This is a genomic window from Kitasatospora sp. NPDC048545 (assembly GCF_040651155.1).
Lineage (GTDB): Bacteria > Actinomycetota > Actinomycetes > Streptomycetales > Streptomycetaceae > Kitasatospora.
In genome coordinates, this window is the sequence record NZ_JBEZIQ010000067.1 from 1 (window position 1) to 21,529 (window position 21,529).

Sequence of the window (21,529 nt, forward strand, 5' to 3'; positions counted from 1 at the left end):
GCGACGACGGTGCGCAGGTGGGCGATGTGGTCGAGGAACTCGGTGCGGTCGGCCCACTCGCCGTCGGTGCGCTGGCGGTAGTCGGGGGCGAAGTGCCGGTCGGCGGCCTCGTCGAGGTCGAGCCCGGGGGTGAGCAGCAGGTCGGTCAGGGCGGAGCGTGCGTCGGTGCGGTTCATGGGATTCCTCCGGTTGCAGACGGTGCCCGCGCGGTGTGTGCGCGACGCGGGAAGTGCGTGCCTTGAGCACGCATTTACCGTAGCAGAAAAAGCGTGCGCGGTGCACGCTAATTCTGGAGGCGACGAACGGAGCGACGCCGGAGGCGACCGGGAAGGACAGCGCAGCCGGGATCGGCCCGCACGAAGTGCTCCGCGTAGGGGTCGCGGGCCGTCGCGTCGGGCCGGTGGTTCTCGATGGCCCGGGCGGCGGCGACGAGAAGTGCGGTGCGGCCGACGCCGGCCGTGATGCCCCGATCGGGGGTGGTGGGCGCGGTCATCGGTTGCCTGCCGGCGCTGCGGACGAGCCGGCCGCCGGCGGTGGCGGCGCGAAGGCGAGGTCGGAGAGCGTGGTGATGCGGGCGCCGTAGACGCGGGCCATGAAACGCAGGATGTCGGCGTCGGTGAGGTGCAGTGCGGTGGTGCAGTCGCGCAGCACCGTGAGGTGGAAGCCCCGTTGGAACGCGGTGCGGGCCGTGGAGTCCACGCACACGTCGGTGAACAGGCCGGCCAGCACCAGGTGTTCGATGCCGCGCCGGCGCAGGTGGGGCTCGAACCCGGGGTCCAGGAAGGCGTCGAAGCAGGCCCGCTTGGTGAACACGGCTTCGCCGGGCAGAGGGCTCACCGCGTGGAAGTCCGCGCCCCGGCTCCCTTCCAGGCACTTCGGCCGCTTGCCGAGCTCAGCGTCGCGTCGCCGCCAGGCGGCGCCCTGGTAGGCGGGGTCACCGAGGAAGCGGACGAACAGCACCTCGATGCCCCGGGCCCGGGCGGCGTCGACCGCCGCGGCGCAGCGGGCGGCTGTGACGGTCAAGCGGGCCGGGTCGCCGGGATAGCGGGCTGCGGCCGTCGGCCCGGCGCAGAAGTCGTTCGGGAGGTCCACCACGACGAGCGCGGTGGCGGAGGTGCCGGTGCTCGAACTCCTCCGGGCTGATCACGTCGTCACCGTTGGTGTCCAGCCCCTGGACGAGCACCTCCCAGTAGCGGCGGAGGCTGTCGGCGAACGCCTTCCGGGCGCCCGTTCCCGAGTCGGGGGCGGCGGCCGGCACCCGCTCGATCATCAGCTCGAAGTCCTGGGCGTCGAGGACCCCGTTCCCGTTGGCGTCGAACAGACGGAACACCAGTGCGGCCCGCTGCGCGGCTTCGGTTCCCATCGGCGTGTGTCTCCGTAACCGGCCGCGCGCTCCACGGGAGCGTCCTGCTGCCCCGCCCGCGACGCAGCGGGCGCAGCGGGCGCAGCGGGCGGGGTGGTTGCCCGGCTCAGTTGCCCTGGCCGGCGCTGCCCATCGGGCCGATCTTCACCGGCGAGCCGGTACCGTCGGTGACGGGCAGGGTAGCGGCGCCCGGCCAGGGGAGGGTGACCGACGTCGTCTCGTCCGGCGGGGTCACGACCAGCCCGGTGATCCGCACACCCGACCCTCCCGACGTGTTGGCCGGGTAGCTGATCCCGAAGAAGGTCGACTTCCCGGCCTTGAGGACGCCGGCGACGACCGGCTCACCGGACCGCTGGGCGGACAGCGACCCCGCGCCGGTCTTCAGGTCGACGCCCGCGTATCCGGAGATCGCGCAGTCGTGGCCGCTGCGGTTCTTCAGCTCGACCACGACCGTACGGTCCCGGTCACCATCGATGGTGCGGTCCGCCGCCGTGATCGCCAGGTCGTCGGTCCGGCACTTGCCGCCCGCCGCAGAGGCGGCCCCGGGAGCCGTTCCCTTCGCACCGGGGGCAGCCGTCGCGCCGGCCACCGTCCCGCCGCCCGCAGTCGTCCCGCCGCTCGGAGCCGTTGCACCCGGGGCGGACCCGGTCGGCGCGGTGGACGCGGTCGGCGCGCCGGACGCGGCCCCGGAGGACACGGTCGGCGCGGACGACGGCTTGGCCTGGGCCGTGTCGGCGTCGTCGTTCTGACAAGCCGTGAGCGAAAGGCCCGCTGCAACGGCCAGGGCCGCGAAGGTGAGCTTGTGAACGCGCATCGTGACTTCCCCGGATTCGAGTGGCTGCGCCGGCCGCTCGGTGCGGCCGGGTGTTACTGGTGAGCAGGACCGCCCGGCCGGACGAACCGTTCCGCCCGAACCGCCCTCAAGACACATCTGTGACACGAGCGTTCGCCCACGACGGGCACCGGCAGCACGCGCACCGCGCCGGTGCGCGCCGCAGGCCGGGCGGGACGGCGGTTCCCGCCGCCGTCCCGCACCCGCCCGCGCGCGCCGAACGCTGCGACAGATCCGTGACCGGCCCGAGCTTGACCACCACCGCTCGGGCATGCGATCCGCCGTCGCCTCGTCGACGCCACCGGGGAGCCCGTTCGCGCGCCGGTCACCCGTCGACGTGTCCGCGCTGCTCGAAGGCCTTCAAGGGGTCCTCGCCGTCGGTCCACCAGACGCCGAGCCTCTGGCGGACCACGAGCCAGCCCTCCGCGTCCCGGCGGAACTCCCAGTCGTACGGGCCTCCCATGGAGTAGGGAGCGCCGGCACTCCCCGGTGCGGCGACGGCGACGAACCACATGTAGCCGATGCCGCTGGCCCGATCGCCCTCGACGTCGACGTGCAGGTTGAGGATGTGGTGCTGCATGGCCGCGTAGGGCGCTTCCGCCTCCTCCACCGTCGCCCGGATCGCCTCCCTCCCGCGGATCGTCTCCCACGGCCCGAACTCCAGCTCCGCGTCCTCGGCCCAGCACGCGCTCCAGGTCTGCCAGTCCTTGCGGTCCAGCGCCCGCCAGCCGCGGATCATGAGGGTGCGCAACGCCTCCTTGTCCTCCAGGACTTGCAGTCTGCGGACCGGTTCATCGCGGTCGGCGGCGGTGTGCGGCATGTCGGCTCCTTCGCGGAGGGGGGTCACTGGGCGCTCGCGGCGGGACGGACGACGATCTCGTTGACGTCGACCCCGGACGGCTGGGAGACGGCGTAGGCGATGGCCTGCGCGATCGCATCGGCCGGCAGCGCCACGGCGCGGTAGGCCGCCATGGCCTCCCGGGCGACAGGATCGCCGATGCCGTCGGCGAGTTCGGACTCGGTCACCCCCGGGGAGACCAGGGTGACCCGGATGTCCCCGGCGGACTCCTGGCGCAGACCTTCGGAGATCGCGCGCACGGCGAACTTGGTGGCGCAGTAGACGGCGGCGGTCGGGGAGACCTCGTACGCGCCGACCGAGGCGATGGTCACGAAGTGTCCCCCGCCCTGAAGGCGCATCAACGGCAGTGCGGCGGCGATGCCGTGCAGGACTCCCCGCACGTTCACGTCGATCATCCGGTCCCACTCGTCGGTCCTCAGGGCGGCGAGCGGCGAGAGCGGCATCACCCCGGCGTTGTTGACCACCACGTCCAAGCGGCCGTACCGCTCCCGGGCCGCGGAGACGAACGCCGCGACATCGGCCGCATCCGTCACATCCAGCCGCCGGAACGCCGCGGTGCCGCCGGCGGCGTCGATCTCCCGAACCAGCGTGTCGAGGCGATCGGTGCGCCGCGCTCCGAGGAGCACACGGTGGCCGTCGGCGGCGAGCCGGCGGGCGGTCGCCTCGCCGATCCCGCTGCTCGCTCCGGTGATCGCCACGACCTTGCCTGCGTCTGTCATGCCTGCTGCTCCCTCTCGCTGTGCGGATCGGTTCCTGCCCGACCGAGTCTGGGCGGGACCGCGACCGCCGACCAGGACGCCCGTTGCCTGGGTGCACCGCACCCGGGCACCGCACCGCCGTCCCGGCCTAACCTGGCGACATGACCCACGACAACCGCCTCGGGGAGTACCTGCGCGCACGCAGGGCGGCCCTGCGACCACAGGACGTCGGCATCGCGAGCCACGGCAGGCGCAGGGTCGCCGGGCTGCGCCGCGAGGAGGTCGCCGTCCTGGCCGGAGTGAACGCCGACTACTACACCCGGCTGGAACAGGGGCGCGAACGCCACCCGTCGGCCCAGGTGCTCGACGCGCTCGGCCGCACCCTGCACCTGGAGCCCGACGCCCACGCACACCTGCACCGCCTGGCGGGGACCGCCCCGGCCGTCAGGCCCGCCCCCACCACGGACCGGGTCGGTCCCGCTCTCCGCCAACTGGTGGACGGCTACCCGGGGGCGCCGGCGTTCGTCATCAACCGGACCCTGGACGTCCTGGCGACCAACGCCCTGGCCCGGGCCCTCCACTCCCCCTTCGAACAGGCGGACAACCTGGCACGCATGGCTTTCCTCGATCCGGCGGGCCGCCGGTTCTACGCCCGCTGGAGCCACGCCTCGCAGGCCACCGTGGCCCACCTGCGCGAGGCGGCCGGCGTCGACCCGGACAACCCGCGGCTGCGGGAACTCACCTGCGGGCTCACCGAGTACAGCGCGGACTTCGCCCTCCTGTGGAACGCCCACGACGTGCGCGGCAAGACCCAGGACGCCAAGCACCTGCTCCACCCCGACATCGGCCCCCTGGAGCTCACCTACCAGACCTTCGACGTGCGCGCCGCTCCGGGCCAGCAACTCGTCGTCTACCAGGCGGAACCAGGCAGCCCCAGCGCCCAGGCCCTCAGCCTGCTCGGCTCGCTCCACGCGACCCCGGTCCGGCCGGCCCGGTAGCCGAACCCGGCCGGGCACGGCGGCGTCACCACCCGAACACACGCCGGTCCCAGGCCGCCGACCGCCCGGCACCCCGGCACCCCGGCACCCCGGCACCCCGGCACCCCGGCACCCCGGTGACAGATAGGCTAGCGGGCTGCCTCGCTGCCAGGTTCACGCCCTGGGGTCCGGGGCCGCCGGGCCATCGGGTACGGTCGCGGTCTCACGTCCGCTCAGGTCCGGTGACGGTCCCTCCGGATCGCCACCAAAAGAGCGGTGAGTCCCACCCAAACCGTGTACAACCCTAGGGAGCTTCCTCGTGCACCAACTCCTGCGCCGGAGCCTTCCGGCCCTCGCCGCCCTCGGCATAGCCGTCGGCGCTCCGCTGCTCACCGCCGGCACCGCCCAGGCCCACGCCGAGCACGGGTGCGGCGCCGTCGACGTCCAGTTCTCCGTCGACGGCGGCAAGGGCTGGATCTCCGACGGCCGGATGTCCCAGCCGCACGGCGTCATCCAGGTCCGCCTGGTCGGCGACGTCGCGGACGGCTGCGACTACCGGGTCTCGCTGGCCTCCTACGAAACCGAGGGCCCGACCTGGGCGACCTCGGGCAAGCAGACCTTCCTCGGCTGGGCGACCACGACCCTGCGCAGCGGGAACCGCCAGGCGACCCTGGACGTCTCCGCCCATCTGCCGAAGTGCTACGGCCAGATCGACCTGTACAACGGCGACAAGAAGTTCGACGGCGTCGCCAACCCCGCGCCGAGGTACCCGGACGGCCTCTTCCCGGACAACCTGATCTCGGCCTGGAACGGCGGCAAGACCTGCGTGCCGACCCCGACCGGCACGCCGACCGTCCCGGTGCCGACCTCCTCGGCGTCACCCACGGCCACCGCGACCCCGCACCCGACCGGGACGCCCACCGCCACGACGACGCCTTCGGCCACCGCCACCGCGACGGCCACCGCCTCGCCCTCCACCACCGCCAAGCCGTCGGCGCCGGCCACCGGGACGCCGTCCAGCGGCACCCCGTCGACCGCCCCGGTCGTTCCGGCGCCGTCCGCCCCGGCGGACACGACCGGCCCGGTCGGCAAGCCGACCGCCAATCCGGTCTCGACCACGCCGGCCAACACCCTGGCCAGCACAGGTGGCAACAGCAGCCAGATGATCGTCTACGGCGCTGGTGGCGCCGCGCTGCTCGCCGTCGGCGGGGGCGCGCTGGTGATCGCCCGCCGTCGGGGTGCCCGCCGCTGACGCGGCACCGCTGAGGTACCCAGGACGCCCGCGGTCCCCGGACCGCGGGCGTCCGTCGTCCGTTCACCCCCGGACGGTCCGGGACCGGCGCCGGCACTCCGTGGGCGTCATGCCGAGCCGGCGGCGGAACGCCCGCGCGAGCGTGTCGCTCCGTAGGCGCCATCACCCCGCAGGTCGCGCACTCCGACGGCTGGTACTACGTGGTCCGCGACCCGGACCACTGGGACGGCGAGCCGATGCCGACCTCCACCGTCTACCGCATGTGGTCGCTCCGGACCCGGGTCGACCGGTCGAGGTACGAGGTCCTCGCCGACCAGCTCGCCCGGTACTGGACGGCGCACGGCTACCCCGTCGGCACGTTCCGGAACTTCGTCGGCGCCAACACCGACACCTTCCCGACCGACGAACGCCAGATCTCCGCGACCTCGCCCGACGGCGTCCTCCTCGCCCTGGAGATGGACGCCCCGGGAGTGAGCCTCCGGGCCTCCATGGACGGGGTCCACTTCGCGGGCACCGAGGTGTACGGCATGAACCCCTCCCAGCCCGGCCAACGGCTGGACGACTACCGGCACCAGCTGAACGTGGTGCCCCCGATCACCGACGACCCGTACTGGTCGCACCGCTGACGACCCGACCGAGGGATCGTGCCTCAGCCGGCGGTGGAGACGAAGGGCGGGATGGTCCGGCGGACCAGGGAGGCCGTTTCCGCAGGAGCCGACCTGATCCCGTTGCGCCCGATGGTCACGCTCGTTGCCGCACTCGCCGTGTCCCACGCAGGTCATGTCCCGGCGCGTGGGCGAGTGGATTCGGTTTCGTACTGCCGCTCTATCGCTCGTAGACCATCTCGGGGAAGCGCGTCGACGGGCCGTCCAGGAGGTGGTCGTCCTGGCCGCGCAGCCAGCGGTCGAAGAAGGAGGCGACGTAGCTGCGGGTGGCCAGCTCGGCGCGGTCGGGTCGGACGTCGCCGACGTCCTCGGCCAGCTTCTCCGGGCTGATCGCGCCCTGCCGGGCCAGCTGCGGGAGCAGGGACTGCGCGTCGGTGTACGAGCCGTGCCGGGAGCCGGTGAGGGTCACGTCGGCGTGCCAGCCGCTGCTGTGCTGCCACAGGGCGTCCCAGCCGGGCTGCCGGTGGTAGCTGCCGGAGTCGGACTCCTGGGTGCCCATGAGCAGGAACGGCCGGGTCAGGCCGTCCTCGGCGACGGTGGGCAGGGACGGGTGGACGTCGGTGCCGTCCGGACCGGGGAAGTGCAGCTGACCGTCGAGGTTGACGCCGGCCTTGAGGCGCGGATCGTCGTGCATGGTCTGCAGGGCCGTGGAGCCGCCCCCGGAGTGGCCGACCATACCGATCCGGTCGGGGTCGAGGCAGGCTGCGAGGCCGGCCGGCAGCTGCGCGTCCTGGCGCAGCCCGGCGAGCCGGTCCAGGACGAAGCGGGTGTCGTCGACCCGGGCCTGCAGGATCTTGCGCAGGAAGGCGCCCATGTCGAGGCCGGGCTGGGCGAACAGCGCGGGCAGGACGGAGGTGGCGAGGTCCCCGTCGGGGAAGGCGACCTCGGAGGCGTCGTAGGTGTGGTCGACGGTGACGACGACGTAGCCGCGCGAAGCGAGGTCCTCCACCAGGGCGGTGCCCCAGGTCCGCGGGTCGCCGAAGCCCGCCGAGTACAGCACGACGGGTCGTTTGCCGCCGGGCCGGGCGGGCGCGTCGGGGCGGGCGTGGGTGCGGATGCCTGCCCAGTCGGTGCGGCCGGGCTCGAAGTGGTTGTCGCCCTGGGTGACGCCGTCGGCGCTGCCGAAGTGGTCGGCGGCGGCGGGGAGCATGTACGGCGCGCGGTCGTCGCCGGTGGCGGGCCGGGTGGTCGGGTACCAGAGGCTGATCATCAGCTTGCGGTGCTGTCCGGGTTTCCAGGGGTCGTCCCGGTGGTCGTCCGTGAGCTGCAGAGACGTCGTGCCGATCGGGTACGGACCGGTGGGCTGCGGCAGCCAGGCCCTGGCCTGCTGCTCGGTGCCCCGTCCCGGCGCCGCCACCGCCGCCACCGCCGCGCCCGGTGCGCCGATCACGCCCAGTGTCGCCGTCGCCGCCAGCAGTGCCGCCGCCACGGCCCGTCCTCGCCTGTTCATCGCCGTTCCCCCTCGTTCGGTTCCGTGGCCCCCTCGGACACGGGCGACGGTACGGGCGGGGAGGGGCGGAAACCGTCATACCGGGGTGCCAAGTCCCGCTGTAGTACCCCGGTATGACGGCGTTCGGCGCTACAGGTACCTCTTCACCGCAGCCTGACCCGTTGCTTCCAGCCCACATCGTCGACGGTCCCGACGGCCGCCCCTTCCTGGTCGGATGGGCCAGACCGCCCGTCATGACGGCGCCTGATCACGGTGTCCTGACCGCATGGAGCCGCATCCGTACCTGGCTCGCTGCCCACGTTCGGCCGGATTCAGGCAGGCCGATGCCCGATGGCGCGCGCCTGGACGCGTTCGAGGCGGACCTCGGCCTGCCGTTGCCGGCCGACCTGCGGGCGTGGTGGCTACTGCCCGACATCACCGCGACCCACTGGATACCGGGCGAATTCGCTCCGGTCTTGCTGGAGGAGGGCGTTGGAGACCCACGCGGACGGGTGCGGATCACGGTGCCCTCGATGGCCGGCCGTCGGGGACCTGCTCAGCGCGCGGGTCGTGGACGGAAGGCCCGGCTCCGGTGGTCGCGCACCGGCGCCGCCAAGGCCGGGCGTACGCCCGGCCCGCCCATCACGAGCCGGGCACCGAGTCCCGGTGAAGAGGATGTGCGACGGGCGGCCCGGCCCGGACAGGCAGGTCCGGGCCCGCTGCAGTGGACCACCAGGCCGGATGGGAGGATCTTGCCGATCATTCCGGTGCAAGGAGACGTAGTGGACGACCGCTCGAAGCATGACCACTCCGGTTGGGAGGGGGTCGTACGCGCGGCCCGCGAACGCGCCCGCAGTCGGCAGGCTCTCATGGTCGAACGCTTCGGACTGTCGGGCGACGTGCAGTACCAGTGGTCGATGGACGACGCGCAGATCACGTGGTCGCGCTCCGGGAAGGTGTTCCTCACCGGCCGACTCACGCTGGTCGGCAGCGTCAGCGTCCCCCAGCAGTCCTGGCTGTGGTCATGGGCGAACGAGTCGCTTCCGCCCGCAGTCCTGGGCGACATCGAGCAGGTCCGGCAGTTCGGCGAGGAGAGCGGCTACCCCGTCCTGCCGTGGCCGGGCTTCGACTACCACCCCGAACTCGTCGCCGAGGCTCGGATGGTCGCAGCATCCGTGCTCGACGCCGAAGGGCTGTGGGCGGAGTCCACCGACGACTTGCAACTTCACTTCCTGGTGCACGACTTGACGCTCACCACTGCATGACGGCGATGAGTGCCCAAGCACCCTCCCGGAACGTCCTTCCCCCTCCGCCGGATATTCCGCACCATGCCCCGGTGGCATCATGAACGCATGGAGACGATGGGCTTGCTGGACACTCTGACCCGATTCGGCGCGACCGCGGACCTCGGGGGCCTGCGGCCGCTCGGGGCGTTCCCGGTCGCCGCTCTCGGAGAGCCCCAGCAGTCGGGCCGCCAAGCCGATCACCTGCCGTGGCCGCAGTGGTTCCAGTACGGGTGCATGTCGGCCGACGTCTGCCGGTGCCTGATCGTCAACAAGGTCTCCGTCCGCACGTGGTACGACACCGTCACCCTCCCCGCCGACGAACCCGGTACGTACCGCGACTTCCCGGGCCCACCCGGCTTCCCGGACCTGGCCGCAGCCTTCGCCGCCGCTGGCGTGCACTGGGAACGGCACCGCGAGGCACACTCCCTCCCGCAGTTCACCATGCGGAGCACGATTGCCGAACTCCCCGGCGTGACAGTCGACTTCATCTTCACCACCGACGACGATCCGGACCTTCCGACGCTGTACAGCGCCCACGCGACCGACCACACCCACCTCTGCCCCGAAGGACCGTGACTCGCCGGCGGCCCGGGCCCCAGGCACGACGGCGGACCCGGACCCCGCCTCCGGGCTCCCGGCCCGCCCCGAGGCCACGACCGGCCCTGGTCCCACGCGACCTCGCCACGGGTGTCCACCACCACGACACCCGACACACCGGACGCCAGATCGGCATGGACATCCGACACATCCGCCTCGAACGCCAGACGAGCAGCGAAGTGTGCGGCGGCCTCGGCCGGGACGGCGGCGGGCACACTCAGCACAGCACCGGAGATCTCGGCGGAAGCGGTGGCAGTCATGGGGCGCCTCTTGTTCTTGCTGGTCAGGATGGGGGACGGTCGGCCGAGCCCGGGCTTCCCCGACCGGCGATGACTCCATCCTCCGGCCGCCGACCCCCACCCCACGAGTGGCGTAAACGCCCAAGACCGCCAAGATCCCGCCAACCGTCCGAAGGATCCGCCACCCGGCCCGGCTCCACCGGACGAGGACCGGCCTCGCCCGGTGGTGCCCGACCAAGTACCCCCGGAACGGTGGCACCGTCCGGCGGCCGCGGAAGAGAGCGGTCTCTCGATCCGAATGGTGCCTTCGATTCAGTGTTCCTCTGTCGGCCCTCCCGTGAACGACGACACCAGAGGCGCAAATCCGCCGCACCTGCTGCACCTGGCAGCTCGTCCTGGTCTTCCGCGCCGACGACGGCGCCGAGTTCACCGTCCGCCCGGCGCAAAGCTTCCGGACCAGCGGGCTTCCGGTGACCGGGCTCGCCCCCGTCCTGCGTTGGGCGTGGTTCGAGGATCCGCCTCGGTTCTGGCAGGACCAGGCTCGGCCGGGATGGTGCAATCCCGGCAGCCCCTGCCCTGACCTCCCCGTGGCCGCAAGGGAGTTACGTAAGCCGGCCGGGCGCTTCGGCCCGCATCTGACGCACTTCCTCAGCACCGGCACCACGGGCCCGGAGCAACAGCTCCGGCTGGCCGCAGCACTGCCCGCGGTGCGACTGGCCGCCGACATCCTCACGGCCGACCGCAAGAAGCGGCACACCGAGGCCGACCGCCTGCGCGCAGACCTGCGGCAGCGGTTTCCGCACCCGATCGCGGCACAGGCCTACGTGGCCGCCCTGCTCGCAGCGGGCCTCACCCGCGGGATCCCGCCCGGCCACCACGAGCACCTCACCGCCTACCTCACCGCCACCCCCGCCGCCGAGGTCCTGCGGCCGATGATCGCCGCCATCGCGCGCCACTGAAGGACGTGGTTCTCGCAGACCAGGCCCGCGATCGACTCGACGACGGCGACAACGACAGCGACAGCAACAGCAACAGCAACAGCAACGGCGTCCAACGCAGGTGCTGATGTGGTGGAGGTCATGGGCAGGGCATAGGCCGGCGACTTGCCAAAGCGCGTCGAACACGCTTAATGCTTGATCAGGTGAGCCACCAACCAGACGAACACGTCCAGCGGATCAGCACCGCTCGGCAGCACACCGCACTCGCCCACCCCCTGCGCCAGCGCCTGCTCTTCGCCCTGAGCAGCCGGCCGTCGACGATCAGCCGGCTCGCCGCGCAGCTGGGAGTGAACAAGGGCAGCGTCTCCCACCACCTCAGGGTGCTGTGCGAGGCGGGGCTGGTCCAGGACGCGGGAACGCGACGGGTGCGCGGCGGCACCGAGAAGTACTACCGGCGGGCCGCCGAGCGGCTCCTCGTCGCCGAACCGCAGGCCGAGGGCACCGCCGCGCTACTCGGCGCCGTCGCGCAGGAGTTGGACCGCTCCCCCGCCGACCACCTCCTGGCGCTGCGCCACCTCCGGCTCAGCCCGGCCAAGGCGGCGCGGCTCGCCGAGGCACTGGCCGGGCTGGTCGACGAGACGGAGGAGGACCCGGAGGGCGAGCCGGTGCACGGCCTCCTGGTGACGCTCTACCAGCAGGCAGGGGCCTGAGCGCCGGTCTGCTGGATACCGTGTTGCGGGACGGCTGCCCGGCACACGCCCACGCGCACCACCAGGACGGGTCGGCCACGGCCTGGTGCGCGCCTGCTGGTCCGCCCCCCGAGCGGGCGCCAGGGGCGGCCGCCCGAGGTCCGCGTGAGCACGGTGCCGGGCCCGCCGTGCTCACCGACGAACCGGCCCCGAACGTCCCGCGCACCGTGCCGGACGCCCTCGCCATCCCGCACCCCGCCCAGCTCCTTCAACCCGGGCCCTGGTTGTACACCGCTTCCTCGGGCGCGACGGGGCCAGGGCGGCGGACCGGCCCGCCTTCGCTGCCGGCGGCGGTTCTGCCCGGGCCGCGAGGGCACCCTCGCCCGAGTCGGACCGTCAGGCGGTGGCCTGCCCGGCGCCGGGACGCTGGTTCTTCGCGTCGACGACGGCCCGGGTGAGGATGGCCGTGCGCTCCACAACGGTGCCGGGCTTGATGCCGTCGAACTCCCGGACCTGCACGCCACGGCTGCCGAGGTACTGGTGGGTCTCCCGGTCGAAGACCCACTCCGACCGTTCGCCGGTCTGGGGGTCGAGTCGCGCCAACGCGATTCCGTCGCGGCCGGAGGCGTCCTGCGCGTGCTCGACCACGACGACGCCCGGGATCCTGCCGACGGCCTCGTAGAGCGAGGCGGCGAGGTCGGAGGGGACGAGCTGCTCGCGGATGATGGAGCCGATCTCGTTGAACGCCTGCTGGTCGTGGTCCCGGCTGCCGCTGACCGTCGAGTAGACGGACTTCAGCAACGCGTCGGGGTCGGCGGGCTGGGCCGCCAGCCACTGGTAGGACAGCTGCTTGCGGGGCTCGTCGGTGTCCAGTGTGATGCCGCCCTTCGCCTGGTAGCCCGGCTCGTCCAGCCAGCCCTTGGTGCCGTCGGAGGACTTCCACACCTCGCGGTCGTGCAGCGGCTGGACCCAGGTGGCGGACTCCCCGGTGTCCGCGTTGTGGCTGGTGGTCATGAAGGAGACCCGGCTCTTGATGTAGATGTACTGGCCCGGGCCGGGCCGGGGCGTGCTGCGTGCGGTCGCGGCGGCGGCGATCTCGTGGACCGTCGAGGCGAGCTGCACGGTGCTCCCCTCCTCGATCTGCACGACCGGTGCCTTGACCGGCCGCGGGAAGGCGTCCGTGCCGGTGCCGGCCGGGCTGCCCATGGAGACGACCACGGCGAGCGCCGCGGCCGCGGCGACGGGCGCCGCGAAGAGGACGGCGCGGCGCAGCGGGCGCCGCACCGGGGAGGCCGCGGGGACGTGGTCGGACTGGTGGATCTCGCTCATCACGTACTCCTCGAGCAGGTCCTGGCGGTCGGCCGCCAGGCGGGGTTCGACCGGCGCCGGCAGCAGACGGGCCAGTTCCGCGTGGTCGAGCGGTTCGGTGCGCCGCCGCGAGTTGCGGATCATCGGTGCGTCTCCTTGTGCGGCCGGGCCGCAGTGCTGCGGCTGCCCGGTACTTGTCCGGGGATCGGGAGCGGTTCCGTGTTCTTCTTCAGCGGTTCCGTGTTCTTCTTCGCGGCGCGCAGTTCCTCGGCCGCGAGTTTGCGCAGTCGGGTCCGGGCGCGGGAGAGCCGCGAGCGCACGGTGCCGACGGGAACGCCGAGGGCGGCTGCCGCTTCCGCGTAGCCGAGCCCGGTCCAGACGCAGAGGGTGAAGACCTCGCGTTCCGAGCGCCGCAGCCGCCCCAGGGCCTTTCGGGCGGCCGCGAGGCGCTCGGAGTCGGCCATGCGGCCGACGAGTTCGTCGGCGAAGTCGGGGACCGGGTCGGCCGCGGGCGTGCGGGCCATGGCCGCGGCGTGGCGGCGGGCGGCGCGCGTCGTGTTGCGCAGCACGTTGACGGCGATGCCCATCAGCCAGGGGCGTGGGCTGTCGCCCTCGTCGCGGAGCTTCCCGCGCAGGCGCCAGGCCTCAAGGAAGGTCAGCGAGACCACGTCCTCGGCGAGTGCCCAGTCTCCGGTCACGCGCACGGCGTGGCGGTACACCAGGGAGGCGTGGTCCCGGAAGAGGTCGCGGAACGCTTCGGGGTTCCCGGCCCGGAGCCGGGAGTGTGGATGGTTCACGTCATGCCTTGTCCGAGGAGGAGGGCGGGTTCCCGTGACCTGGGTCACCCGCCGGGGCGGACGGCCACCGCGGCCGGCGGCGCCCGCTTGCCGAGCAGCGGGCCGCCGCGGCAGCCCCCGTCCCCCTCGGCACCGGGGGCGCACCGGGGCCGCTCCGCCCGTCCGCTCCGCCACGTCCGCTCCGCCACGAGGGTGGAGCCCGTCCACTCGAAGACCGGCGGCTCCGAGCTGCGGTGACACACCGTCCGCTGCGAGCGGCGGGGGTGCTCGTAGCGGACGGTGCGAGGCCGTTTCACCACGTACTGCCCGGCGTCGGGGAACCGGGGCCGCTCGCACTCCGGCAGGCCCACGGCGGGGAGCCGACGGCAACCGCGCTGACCGCAGGGGGTCAAGCACGCAACCGGCCGTCTCCGTACCCTCGCAGTTCCCCCGGCGCCGTCGGTGTCGTCGGCGCCCGGGTGTGTTCCGACCTGGGCCAGGGCGTGGCCCAGCGTGTAGACCCCGACGGACTGCTCAAGCTGGGCCGCGACCCGGGCCCGGGTCGGCGGGCCAGGACGCGCCAGGGGACATGAGGGCGGGCGGTCGTCGTCGCCGGGCCGGGTGCAGCCGCTGGAGTGCCGCCTGTGCGACAGCCTGTCAGGGGTGTCGGGCCTCCGCGATCCGCTGGTCGCCCGGCCGTCATCCGTCCGCCGTCAGTGACCCCTCCCCGGGCAGCTCGGCCAGCCGTTCCGCCTGCACCTCCGGCCGCTTGCTGTCCCACAGCAGCTCCCACACCTTGAACACGCAGTGGTAGTCGCGCATGCTCCCCTGCGCGATGAGCAGGTAGGTGTCGCCGTCACGGAGCAGCGTCCGCCGCCGGCTGTTGAAGGGGTGCTGCGGGGTGTAGGAGGGGACGAGCCGCTTCAGCTCCTCGACCGCCTCCTGGCGGGTTCCCTCAACCTCGGCGAGCACCTTGCTCCCCCAGATCCGATCCTGGCCCATGCCCACCGTCTCCTCGACGACCAGCGCCCAACGTGCCATGTTCCGCCCCCGTTTCTTCCCGCCCGGTCTGCTTCCGCGAATCCCTGCACACCGTCGGACGTTCCGTCGTCCACACCCGTTCCCGCCCGCGCGCCCACCGTCCGGCCCGGGTGCGGAGGACGTGCCGGTGCTCCGCCGAGGGTACAAGGAGTCTCACGGGCCAAGCCGACCCCGGGCCGGGTGTGCCCGGGGCGGACGGATGTGCGGGGCGGACGGATGTGCGGATACCCGGCAGGCCGCGGTGCGGTGGGTGAGTTCGGCCAAAGCGATGCCGGTCGGCGGTGACCCGCGCAAGGATGTGCACCGTCGAATGATTGACGGAGGATCAGATCATGAACGAAGTGATGCCGCCGCGGCGACCGGGGGACGGCACCGCGGCGGACCGCGACATGAACGTGGTCAACGTGATCGCCAACTCGACGGTCAACGGCGACGTGGTCCAGGGCGGCACCGTCCACCTGCCGCCGCCCGCACCACCGGAATGGCCGGTGTCCATCGGCGTCATCCCGATCCTGGCCAGCGCCTTCCAGCCGCGCACCGCGGTGCGGGAGACGATCGACCGGGTGCGGGCCGGGAACGAGACGGTGGTGCTCTCCCAGGTCCTCGCCGGCGGCGGCGGAGTCGGAAAGAGCCAACTGGCCGCGCACTACGCCTGGCAGGCCCTGGAGGACGGCGTCGACGTGGTGGTGTGGGCGGCCGCCGCCGACCCGGTCTCCGTCCTCCTCGCGTACGCCGAGGCCGCGGCCGCCGTTCAGCTGCCCGGCGCCACCAACGCCGCCGACCGCGTCGAACAGGACGCCCGGCGCTTCCTGAACTGGCTCAGCAGTACCGGGCGCAGCTGGCTGGTGGTCCTCGACGACGTCACCGACTTCACCGCCACCGGGCCGCTGTGGCCCGGGCGGTCACGCCGTGGCAACGGCCGGGTCCTCGCCACCACCCGCCAGCGCGGCGCCCACGCCTCCGGCGGCGGGCGGGCCGTCGTCCCGGTCGACGTCTACGACGCGGCCGAGGCCGTCGCCTACCTCCGCGAACGCCTCACCACCGCCGGCTACCCCTACCTGCTCGACCCGCAGGCCGAGGAACTCGCCGAGGCGCTCGGACGGCTGCCGCTCGCCCTCGCCCACGCCGCCGCCTTCATGGTCAACCAGCAGCGCACCTGCACGGCCTACCTGGAACTCTTCCGGGAGCGCACCCGCGCCCTGGACGCCGTGCTGCCGCCCGAGGCGGACACCGAACTGTACGGGCGGCCCGTCGCCGCGGCGCTGCTGATCTCACTGGACGCCGCCCAGCAGACCGAGCCCAGGGGCCTCGCCGTCCCGGCCGTCCGGCTGGCGGCCCTGCTCGACCCGGCCGGACACCCCCGCGAACTCTGGACCACCAGGGCGGTGACCGAGTACCTCGCGAAGCAGCGCGCCGCCGGAGCGACGGGAGCAGGCCCCCTGTCGCCCGGCACCGGCTCGGACGCGGAGCCGGCCGAACCGGGAGAACCCCCGCCGGTCAGCGCCGACGAGGCGCTCACCGCCCTCGCCGTCCTGCACACCTACAACCTGATCAGCAGCTACCCTGCCGGGGTCGACCTCCCGCACCGGGGCGCGGTGGCCGCCCACCGGGAGGTCTCCATCCACGCCCTGACCGCCCGCGCGGCCCGGGACACCACCCCGGAACCGACCCCAGTCCAGTCCGCGGTGATGTTCGCGATGCACCAGCTCTGGCCGGAGGAGGACCACCTCGACCACCGCCTCGCCGCCAGCCTCCGGGCCAACACCGCGGCCCTGCGCGACACGGTCGGGACCGAGGTCCTGCGGCTCTTCCCGGGCTTCGCGCTGCGGGACCGAGCAGGGCTGAGCCTCCTCGGCGCCGGCCTGCACGCCGAGGCCGTCGACCACTGGTCGGAGGTCGTCGAGGCCGACCTGGCCGAACTCGGCCCCGAGAACCGGCGCACCCTCCTCTCCCAAGCCAACCTGGCCGCCGCCTACGCGCAGGCCGGCCGAGCCACGGATGCCGCCGTCCTCCGGAAACGGGTCGCGGTCGAGCACGAGCGCCTCTTCGGTGCCGACTCCCCCGAGACCCTCGCCGTTCTCAGCTCCCTCGCCGGCTCCTACACCCAGATCGGCTTCGAGAGCGACGCGGTGACGCTCAAGGAGCACGTCCTGGCCGCCAGGGAACGGGTGCTCGGCCCGCTCCACTCCGACACCGTGAACTCGCGGAACAACCTCGCCCTCACCTACGAGATCAACGGGCGGTACGAGGAAGCGCTCGCCCTGAAGGAACAGGTCGTCGTCGAACTCACGCACCTGCTCGGCACGGGCGAACACCCCCGGATGCTCATCGCACTGGCGAGCCTCGCCTCCAGCTACGCCCAGGCCGGGCGGCTGGCGGACGCGTTGGAGATCGAGGAGAAGGTGCTGGAGGTCTCCGAGCGCATCCTCGGGCCCGACCATCCCGACACCATGGCCGTCCGGGTCTCCCTCGCCTCCTCGTACGCCGCGACGGGGCGGGGCGAGGAGGCCCTCACCCTGCGGCGGCAGGCCGTGGCGGACCGGGAACGGGTCCAGGGCCCGGAGCATCCCGACACGCTCAAGGCCCTCGCGGACCTCGCGGTGTCGTGCCGCAGGACAGGGCGCCACGACGAGGCCGTCGAGATCGCGGAGCGGGTCCTACCGCTGCGGTCGCGGATCCTCGGCCGGGACCACCCGGACACCCTGATCTCCGCCGGCAACCTCGTCAACGCCTACGCCACGGCAGGCCGACTGGGACGTGCCCTGAAGCTCGCCGAGGCCCTGCGCCCCCAACAGGAACGCGTCTTCGGCCCGCACGACGACAGCACGCTGGCGGGGCGCCACGCCGTGGCACTGCTGCGCGTCCTCCGGGGGGAGTCCGTCCTCGCCGACGATCCGGCGCGGGCCGCGAAGGACGCCGAGCTGGCCATCGAGGCGGTCGGCCCGCACGTGGAACCCCGGCTGCCGGCGCTGGACCAGGCCCTGGCGGACGCCCACCGCCTCGCGGAGGCGGCCAGGGCCGCCCTGCGGGCACCCGCCGCGCCGCCCGGGGCCGGGCGTGAGAGTGAGGGGTGAGGACTGAATCGGCGGCGCCCGTGCGACTGAAGTCTCGCCTGATCCCGAGTTCCACAACTCGATGGCGCTGGCCAGGGCCGGTTCGCGCAGCCTGCAGGGTGCCTGCGCACAGGGCGTCACCATGGCGAGGTCGGCGCTGTCCGCGGTCGCCCTGGCGCTGGGCTGGTTGCACCCGCTACTGCTCTGCCTCGCCTGCGTCAGCGCCGTCCCCAAGGGAGTCAGCGCGGTCGTCTCGGCGCGGAGCAGGTACCGGTCGGCGGTGCGCTGGATCGAGAACACGCGCAACCTCGACCTGCTCGCCTACTACATGATGGACCGCGAGAGCGCGGAGGAGATCCGCGTCCACCAGGTCGGCGACTACCTGGTCGACAGCTACAGCCGACTGTCCGACCGGGCTCTGCGCGAACAGCGGCGGCCTGCCTGGCGCGCCGCGATGGCCTCGGTGGCAGGGGGGTCGCTCAGCGGGCTCCTGACCGGCCTGACCTACCTGGCTCTCGGGTTCCTCGTCTGGTCCGGCAGGACACCGGTGGCCGGCGCGGGCACGGCACTGCTGGAGATCGAGCAGGGCCGCCCCAAGGGTCCGCAGGCCGTCGACGTCCTCCCGCTTCCGGTCCGAGCCCGCAGTGGCCCGCCGGGCGCCACGGGAGCGGAGGGCGCCCGGCGGCGGGTGCGATGTCCGGGCTCCCTGCGGCGACACCTGGGAACCACGTTCCGGCACGGGCCGTCGGGCACCGCTCACGCGTCGGCGGCCGGGCCGTGGAGGCCGGCGGCGCCCTTGAAGGTCTGCAGCACCGGGGCGCTGTCGACGGTCTGTACACCGCGCAGCGTGGAGACCCGCGTACTCAGGTAGGTGTACAGCGCGGGGATGTCGCGCGTTGCCAGCGAGGCGTGGAGGTTGGTGGACCCGCTGGTGGCGGCGACGAAGGCGACCTCGGGGTGCTCGGTGAGGGCGAGCCCGACGCGCTCCAGGCGCGCGGGTCCGACCGAGAGCCACAGCAGGGTGCGCACGCCCAGGCCGAGCAGGGGCCACCGGGTGTCGACGTGGAAGTAGAGCACTCCTGTGGCGCGCAGGCCGGCGATCCGCCGCTGCACCGTGGAGCGTGAGGCGCCCGTCCGGGCGGCCAGTTCGGCGGTCGCGGCGCGGCCGTCGTCGTGCAGCAGGCCGAGCAGTTGCCGGTCGAGGTCATCGAGGTCGACGGGGTCGACGGGGTCGACGGGTCGGGCCGCATCGGTGGCCGGCAGGTCCGCGGGGCGTAGTCGAGCGGCCTGCTCGGGGGTGAGGGCGCTCAGTTTGGTGACGACCCCCGCGGCGCGGCCGGAGTAGACGTGGAGCAGGCAGTGGGCGGTGACGTCCAGGACGCGGGCCGTCCTGGGCAGCTCCCGCAGGAGCAGGCTCTCGCCGGGGGTGGCCGCGGTCGTCACGCAGACCAGTTCGGTGCCGCCGGACGTGCGGCTGATCCACGAGGTGTCGTTCCGCCGCACCAGTGACCGTGCGATCGTCTGCGCCGAGTCCGGGGTGCAGCGGATGCGCACGAGCCACTCCACGTGGCCCAGCCTGGTCCGGTCCACCAAGCCCCACACGCGCAGGGCGTTCGACGACCGCAGGCGGCTGTAGCGGCGGGCGACGGTCTGGTCCGACACGCCGATGACCTCGGCGACCCGGGCGAACGGCACGCGTCCGTCGAGGTGGAGCGCGTGCAGGATCTGCACGTCGAGCGGGTCGAAGCCGGCAGGAAGCATCATGAGGACCCTTCAGCGCATCGGATCCGTTCACGATAGGCGGGCTGGATGGATGCGTGGCACCGGTGGGCCGACGATCGGCTCATGAACGGGAACACGTCGACCTCGACGACACACGGCACGGCCCCGGACCACACGTCGGTCCTGATCGTGGGCGGCAGCATCGTGGGCGTCTCCGCCGCGCTCTTCCTCGCCGCACGGGGCGTCACGCCGATCCTCCTCGAACGGCACACCGGCATCTCGCCCCGGCTGCGCGCCAAACTGTTCTACCCCCGCACCATGGAGGCGTACCGGGCCGTGGGAGCCGCCGACGAGATCTACGCGATCGAGCGCGAGCGTCCCCGCAGCGAGTTCGCCGCCGTCGTGGAGTCACTGGCCGGCCCCGAGATCCGGCGCTGGCGGCTGCCCGCAGCGGACGACTTCAGCGCCGTCTCCCCCTGCCAGAGCGCCATGGTCAAACAGGGCGACGCCGAGCGCGTGCTCCGGATACGGGCGGCCGCCGGCGGCGCGGACCTGCGCTTCGGGCACCGCTTCGTCGACTGTGAACAGACCGGGAAGCGCGTCACAGCCCGAGTACTCGACGACCGCGGCGTGCCCTACACGGTCGAGGCCGACTACCTCGTGGCGGCGGACGGCAGCGCCGGTTCGATCCGGGAGGGCCTGGGCATCACCCGGATCGGTGACCAGGCCCTCGCGTCCTCCATGGAGTTGACGTTCACCGCGGACCTGCGCCCGCTGCTCGACGGCCGTGCCCTGGCCTTGGCCTTCGCCGACGGGCCGGGCCGCCCGTTCATCTCCTGGTCCACGGCCCTGGACGCCGGTGCCGTCTCCGTCGGCTACGACCCCGCGACCACGGATCCGGACCCCGCGTTCACCCCCGACCGCTGCCGGGCCATCGTCTCCGCGGTGCTCGGGCTCCCCACGTCGAGCTTCCGGATCACCGGCGCCCGCCCGTGGCAGATGGCGGCCTGGGTCGCCGACACCTACCGCGCGGGGCGGGTGTTCCTGGTCGGCGACGCCGCCCACGTCTGCCCGCCCGTGGGCGGGTTCGGCGCCAACACCGGTATCCAGGACGCCTGGAACCTCACGGCCAAACTGGTGTCGCTCCTGCGCGGGGACGCCGGAGCGCCACTGCTCGACCGGTACGAGGCGGAACGCCGCCCCGTCGCCGAACTGACGGTACGACAAGCCGTCGGGCGTCTGGCGGGCGTACGCGGACGGTCGGCCGAGGAGAGCGGGTTGCTCAGCGAGGCCGCCGTGGCGGTCGGCTACCGCTATCCCGCCGCCGGCACCGAGGCGCCGCTGCCGGCAGCGGACGAACCCGGACGCTGGCACGGCGAACCCGGTACCCGACTGCCGCACATCCCGCTCGCCGGGGGCACGGAAGGGTGTTCCTCCACCCTCGATCTGGTCCGCGGCGGACGCCACGCCCTCCTGACGGGCCGGCGGGGCGGGGCCTGGGCGCAGGCGGCCCGGAGCCTCGACCCCGACGGCGCTCTCCTGGACGCCGTCGTCCTTGCCCCGACGTCACTGGCACCCGGTGCGAGTTTCGCCGACCGCTGCGGCATCGACGAGGACGGAGCACTGCTCGTCCGGCCGGACGGCGTCGTGACCTGGCGCTCCGTCCACGCCGCCGACGCGCCGCGCGCGGCACTGGAGGCCGGGCTTCGGCAGGCGCTGCACCGCTGACGGCGGGGACGGCGGGGACGGCGGGGACGGCGGGGACAGCGGGGACGGCGACGGACGGGCCGATCGGCGTCCTGGCA

20 protein-coding genes and 4 pseudogenes are annotated in these 21,529 nt (G+C 73.3%); 10 read left to right on the plus strand and 14 right to left on the minus strand.

Going from position 1 to position 21,529, the window contains the following annotated elements; genetic code table 11:
- The 7 genes and pseudogenes from AB0D10_RS39230 to AB0D10_RS39260 all read right to left on the minus strand — a co-directional run.
- Positions 1–176: pseudogene (locus tag AB0D10_RS39230) on the minus strand (nuclear transport factor 2 family protein); the annotation flags it as partial.
- A 161-nt stretch (positions 177–337) separates the two neighbouring features.
- Positions 338–493 (minus strand): annotated as a pseudogene (locus tag AB0D10_RS39235) (SAM-dependent methyltransferase); the annotation flags it as partial.
- On the minus strand, positions 490–1,095 hold the full coding sequence (locus tag AB0D10_RS39240; protein WP_360265567.1) for a cysteine hydrolase: 606 nt from the start codon (positions 1,093–1,095) through the stop codon (positions 490–492). The gene AB0D10_RS39240 and the pseudogene AB0D10_RS39235, both read right to left, overlap by 4 nt.
- A gap of 178 nt (positions 1,096–1,273) precedes the next feature.
- Positions 1,274–1,363 (minus strand): annotated as a pseudogene (locus AB0D10_RS39245) (calcium-binding protein); the annotation flags it as partial.
- 106 nt (positions 1,364–1,469) lie between these two features.
- Complete coding sequence (locus AB0D10_RS39250; RefSeq protein WP_360265570.1) at positions 1,470–2,177, minus strand: DUF4232 domain-containing protein; 708 nt, start codon at positions 2,175–2,177, stop codon at positions 1,470–1,472.
- 343 nt (positions 2,178–2,520) lie between these two features.
- Entirely contained in the window at positions 2,521–3,015 is a 495-nt protein-coding gene (locus AB0D10_RS39255) for a nuclear transport factor 2 family protein (RefSeq protein WP_360265573.1), read from the minus strand.
- Between the two features lie 23 nt (positions 3,016–3,038).
- Positions 3,039–3,773 carry an SDR family oxidoreductase gene (locus AB0D10_RS39260; protein ID WP_360265576.1) on the minus strand — a complete coding sequence of 245 codons (735 nt, stop codon included), beginning with the start codon at positions 3,771–3,773 and terminating at the stop codon, positions 3,039–3,041.
- Between the two features lie 140 nt (positions 3,774–3,913).
- Between AB0D10_RS39260 and AB0D10_RS39265 the strand changes: the two genes are divergently transcribed.
- The 3 genes from AB0D10_RS39265 (at position 3,914) to AB0D10_RS39275 (ending at position 6,607) form a co-directional block, all read left to right on the plus strand.
- Positions 3,914–4,750: a helix-turn-helix transcriptional regulator gene (locus tag AB0D10_RS39265; protein WP_360265578.1), complete on the plus strand. Its 837-nt coding sequence runs from the start codon at positions 3,914–3,916 to the stop codon at positions 4,748–4,750.
- Between the two features lie 298 nt (positions 4,751–5,048).
- Entirely contained in the window at positions 5,049–5,981 is a 933-nt protein-coding gene (locus AB0D10_RS39270; protein ID WP_360265581.1) for a hypothetical protein, read from the plus strand.
- Between the two features lie 200 nt (positions 5,982–6,181).
- Positions 6,182–6,607, plus strand: a complete 426-nt coding sequence (locus tag AB0D10_RS39275; RefSeq protein ID WP_360265583.1) for a hypothetical protein — start codon at positions 6,182–6,184, stop codon at positions 6,605–6,607.
- Positions 6,608–6,806: 199 nt separating this feature from the next.
- Here AB0D10_RS39275 and AB0D10_RS39280 read toward each other — a convergent pair whose 3' ends face one another.
- The gene (locus AB0D10_RS39280) at positions 6,807–8,096 is read right to left on the minus strand and encodes an esterase (RefSeq protein WP_360265585.1); all 1,290 of its coding nucleotides are present in this window, start codon (positions 8,094–8,096) and stop codon (positions 6,807–6,809) included.
- 761 nt (positions 8,097–8,857) lie between these two features.
- Between AB0D10_RS39280 and AB0D10_RS39285 the strand changes: the two genes are divergently transcribed.
- Positions 8,858–9,340, plus strand: a complete 483-nt coding sequence (locus AB0D10_RS39285; protein ID WP_360265588.1) for a DUF6882 domain-containing protein — start codon at positions 8,858–8,860, stop codon at positions 9,338–9,340.
- 87 nt (positions 9,341–9,427) lie between these two features.
- Positions 9,428–9,937, plus strand: a complete 510-nt coding sequence (locus tag AB0D10_RS39290) for a hypothetical protein (protein WP_360265681.1) — start codon at positions 9,428–9,430, stop codon at positions 9,935–9,937.
- A gap of 83 nt (positions 9,938–10,020) precedes the next feature.
- On the opposite strand, the pseudogene AB0D10_RS39295 reads toward AB0D10_RS39290, so the two are convergent.
- Positions 10,021–10,218 (minus strand): annotated as a pseudogene (locus AB0D10_RS39295) (rhodanese-like domain-containing protein); the annotation flags it as partial.
- Positions 10,219–10,784: 566 nt separating this feature from the next.
- On the opposite strand from AB0D10_RS39295, the gene AB0D10_RS39300 reads away from it, so the two are divergent.
- Both AB0D10_RS39300 and AB0D10_RS39305 read left to right on the plus strand, forming a co-directional pair.
- Positions 10,785–11,156, plus strand: coding sequence for a hypothetical protein (locus tag AB0D10_RS39300; RefSeq protein ID WP_360265591.1), 372 nt, complete (start codon positions 10,785–10,787; stop codon positions 11,154–11,156).
- A gap of 182 nt (positions 11,157–11,338) precedes the next feature.
- On the plus strand, positions 11,339–11,845 hold the full coding sequence (locus tag AB0D10_RS39305) for a winged helix-turn-helix domain-containing protein (RefSeq protein WP_360265594.1): 507 nt from the start codon (positions 11,339–11,341) through the stop codon (positions 11,843–11,845).
- Between the two features lie 375 nt (positions 11,846–12,220).
- Here AB0D10_RS39305 and AB0D10_RS39310 read toward each other — a convergent pair whose 3' ends face one another.
- The 4 genes from AB0D10_RS39310 to AB0D10_RS39325 all read right to left on the minus strand — a co-directional run bounded on the left by AB0D10_RS39310 (position 12,221) and on the right by AB0D10_RS39325 (position 14,949).
- A complete protein-coding gene (locus AB0D10_RS39310; RefSeq protein WP_360265596.1) occupies positions 12,221–13,276 on the minus strand; it encodes a CU044_5270 family protein in 1,056 nt (351 codons plus the stop codon).
- Positions 13,273–13,929, minus strand: a complete 657-nt coding sequence (locus tag AB0D10_RS39315) for an RNA polymerase sigma factor (RefSeq protein WP_360265598.1) — start codon at positions 13,927–13,929, stop codon at positions 13,273–13,275. The genes AB0D10_RS39310 and AB0D10_RS39315 overlap by 4 nt, the downstream gene beginning before the upstream one ends.
- A gap of 44 nt (positions 13,930–13,973) precedes the next feature.
- Entirely contained in the window at positions 13,974–14,279 is a 306-nt protein-coding gene (locus AB0D10_RS39320; RefSeq protein WP_360265600.1) for a DUF5988 family protein, read from the minus strand.
- A gap of 328 nt (positions 14,280–14,607) precedes the next feature.
- Positions 14,608–14,949 (minus strand): hypothetical protein, encoded by a 342-nt coding sequence (locus AB0D10_RS39325; RefSeq protein ID WP_360265603.1) that lies wholly within the window; start codon positions 14,947–14,949, stop codon positions 14,608–14,610.
- A 332-nt stretch (positions 14,950–15,281) separates the two neighbouring features.
- Here AB0D10_RS39325 and AB0D10_RS39330 point away from each other — a divergent pair, with 332 nt between their 5' ends.
- Positions 15,282–18,023: a tetratricopeptide repeat protein gene (locus AB0D10_RS39330; RefSeq protein WP_360265606.1), complete on the plus strand. Its 2,742-nt coding sequence runs from the start codon at positions 15,282–15,284 to the stop codon at positions 18,021–18,023.
- Positions 18,024–18,084: 61 nt separating this feature from the next.
- Positions 18,085–18,873: a hypothetical protein gene (locus AB0D10_RS39335; protein WP_360265609.1), complete on the plus strand. Its 789-nt coding sequence runs from the start codon at positions 18,085–18,087 to the stop codon at positions 18,871–18,873.
- Here AB0D10_RS39335 and AB0D10_RS39340 read toward each other — a convergent pair.
- Positions 18,759–19,766 carry an AsnC family transcriptional regulator gene (locus tag AB0D10_RS39340; RefSeq protein ID WP_360265610.1) on the minus strand — a complete coding sequence of 336 codons (1,008 nt, stop codon included), beginning with the start codon at positions 19,764–19,766 and terminating at the stop codon, positions 18,759–18,761. The two genes, AB0D10_RS39335 and AB0D10_RS39340, sit on opposite strands and share 115 nt — an antisense overlap.
- Positions 19,767–19,847: 81 nt before the next feature.
- Here AB0D10_RS39340 and AB0D10_RS39345 point away from each other — a divergent pair, with 81 nt between their 5' ends.
- Entirely contained in the window at positions 19,848–21,452 is a 1,605-nt protein-coding gene (locus AB0D10_RS39345) for an FAD-dependent monooxygenase (protein ID WP_360265612.1), read from the plus strand.
- Positions 21,453–21,529 lie beyond the last annotated feature (77 nt).

Excerpts from the sequence above, each read along its gene's own strand:
- AB0D10_RS39250 (WP_360265570.1), bottom strand. The coding sequence starts at position 2,177 with ATGCGCGTTCACAAGCTCACCTTCGCGGCCCTGGCCGTTGCAGCGGGC.
- AB0D10_RS39255 (WP_360265573.1), bottom strand. The coding sequence starts at position 3,015 with ATGCCGCACACCGCCGCCGACCGCGATGAACCGGTCCGCAGACTGCAA.
- AB0D10_RS39260 (WP_360265576.1), bottom strand. The coding sequence starts at position 3,773 with ATGACAGACGCAGGCAAGGTCGTGGCGATCACCGGAGCGAGCAGCGGG.
- AB0D10_RS39265 (WP_360265578.1), top strand. The coding sequence starts at position 3,914 with ATGACCCACGACAACCGCCTCGGGGAGTACCTGCGCGCACGCAGGGCG.
- AB0D10_RS39280 (WP_360265585.1), bottom strand. The coding sequence starts at position 8,096 with ATGAACAGGCGAGGACGGGCCGTGGCGGCGGCACTGCTGGCGGCGACG.
- AB0D10_RS39290 (WP_360265681.1), top strand. The coding sequence starts at position 9,428 with ATGGAGACGATGGGCTTGCTGGACACTCTGACCCGATTCGGCGCGACC.
- AB0D10_RS39310 (WP_360265596.1), bottom strand. The coding sequence starts at position 13,276 with ATGATCCGCAACTCGCGGCGGCGCACCGAACCGCTCGACCACGCGGAA.
- AB0D10_RS39325 (WP_360265603.1), bottom strand. The coding sequence starts at position 14,949 with ATGGCACGTTGGGCGCTGGTCGTCGAGGAGACGGTGGGCATGGGCCAG.
- AB0D10_RS39330 (WP_360265606.1), top strand. The coding sequence starts at position 15,282 with ATGAACGAAGTGATGCCGCCGCGGCGACCGGGGGACGGCACCGCGGCG.
- AB0D10_RS39335 (WP_360265609.1), top strand. The coding sequence starts at position 18,085 with ATGGCGCTGGCCAGGGCCGGTTCGCGCAGCCTGCAGGGTGCCTGCGCA.
- AB0D10_RS39340 (WP_360265610.1), bottom strand. The coding sequence starts at position 19,766 with ATGATGCTTCCTGCCGGCTTCGACCCGCTCGACGTGCAGATCCTGCAC.
- AB0D10_RS39345 (WP_360265612.1), top strand. The coding sequence starts at position 19,848 with ATGAACGGGAACACGTCGACCTCGACGACACACGGCACGGCCCCGGAC.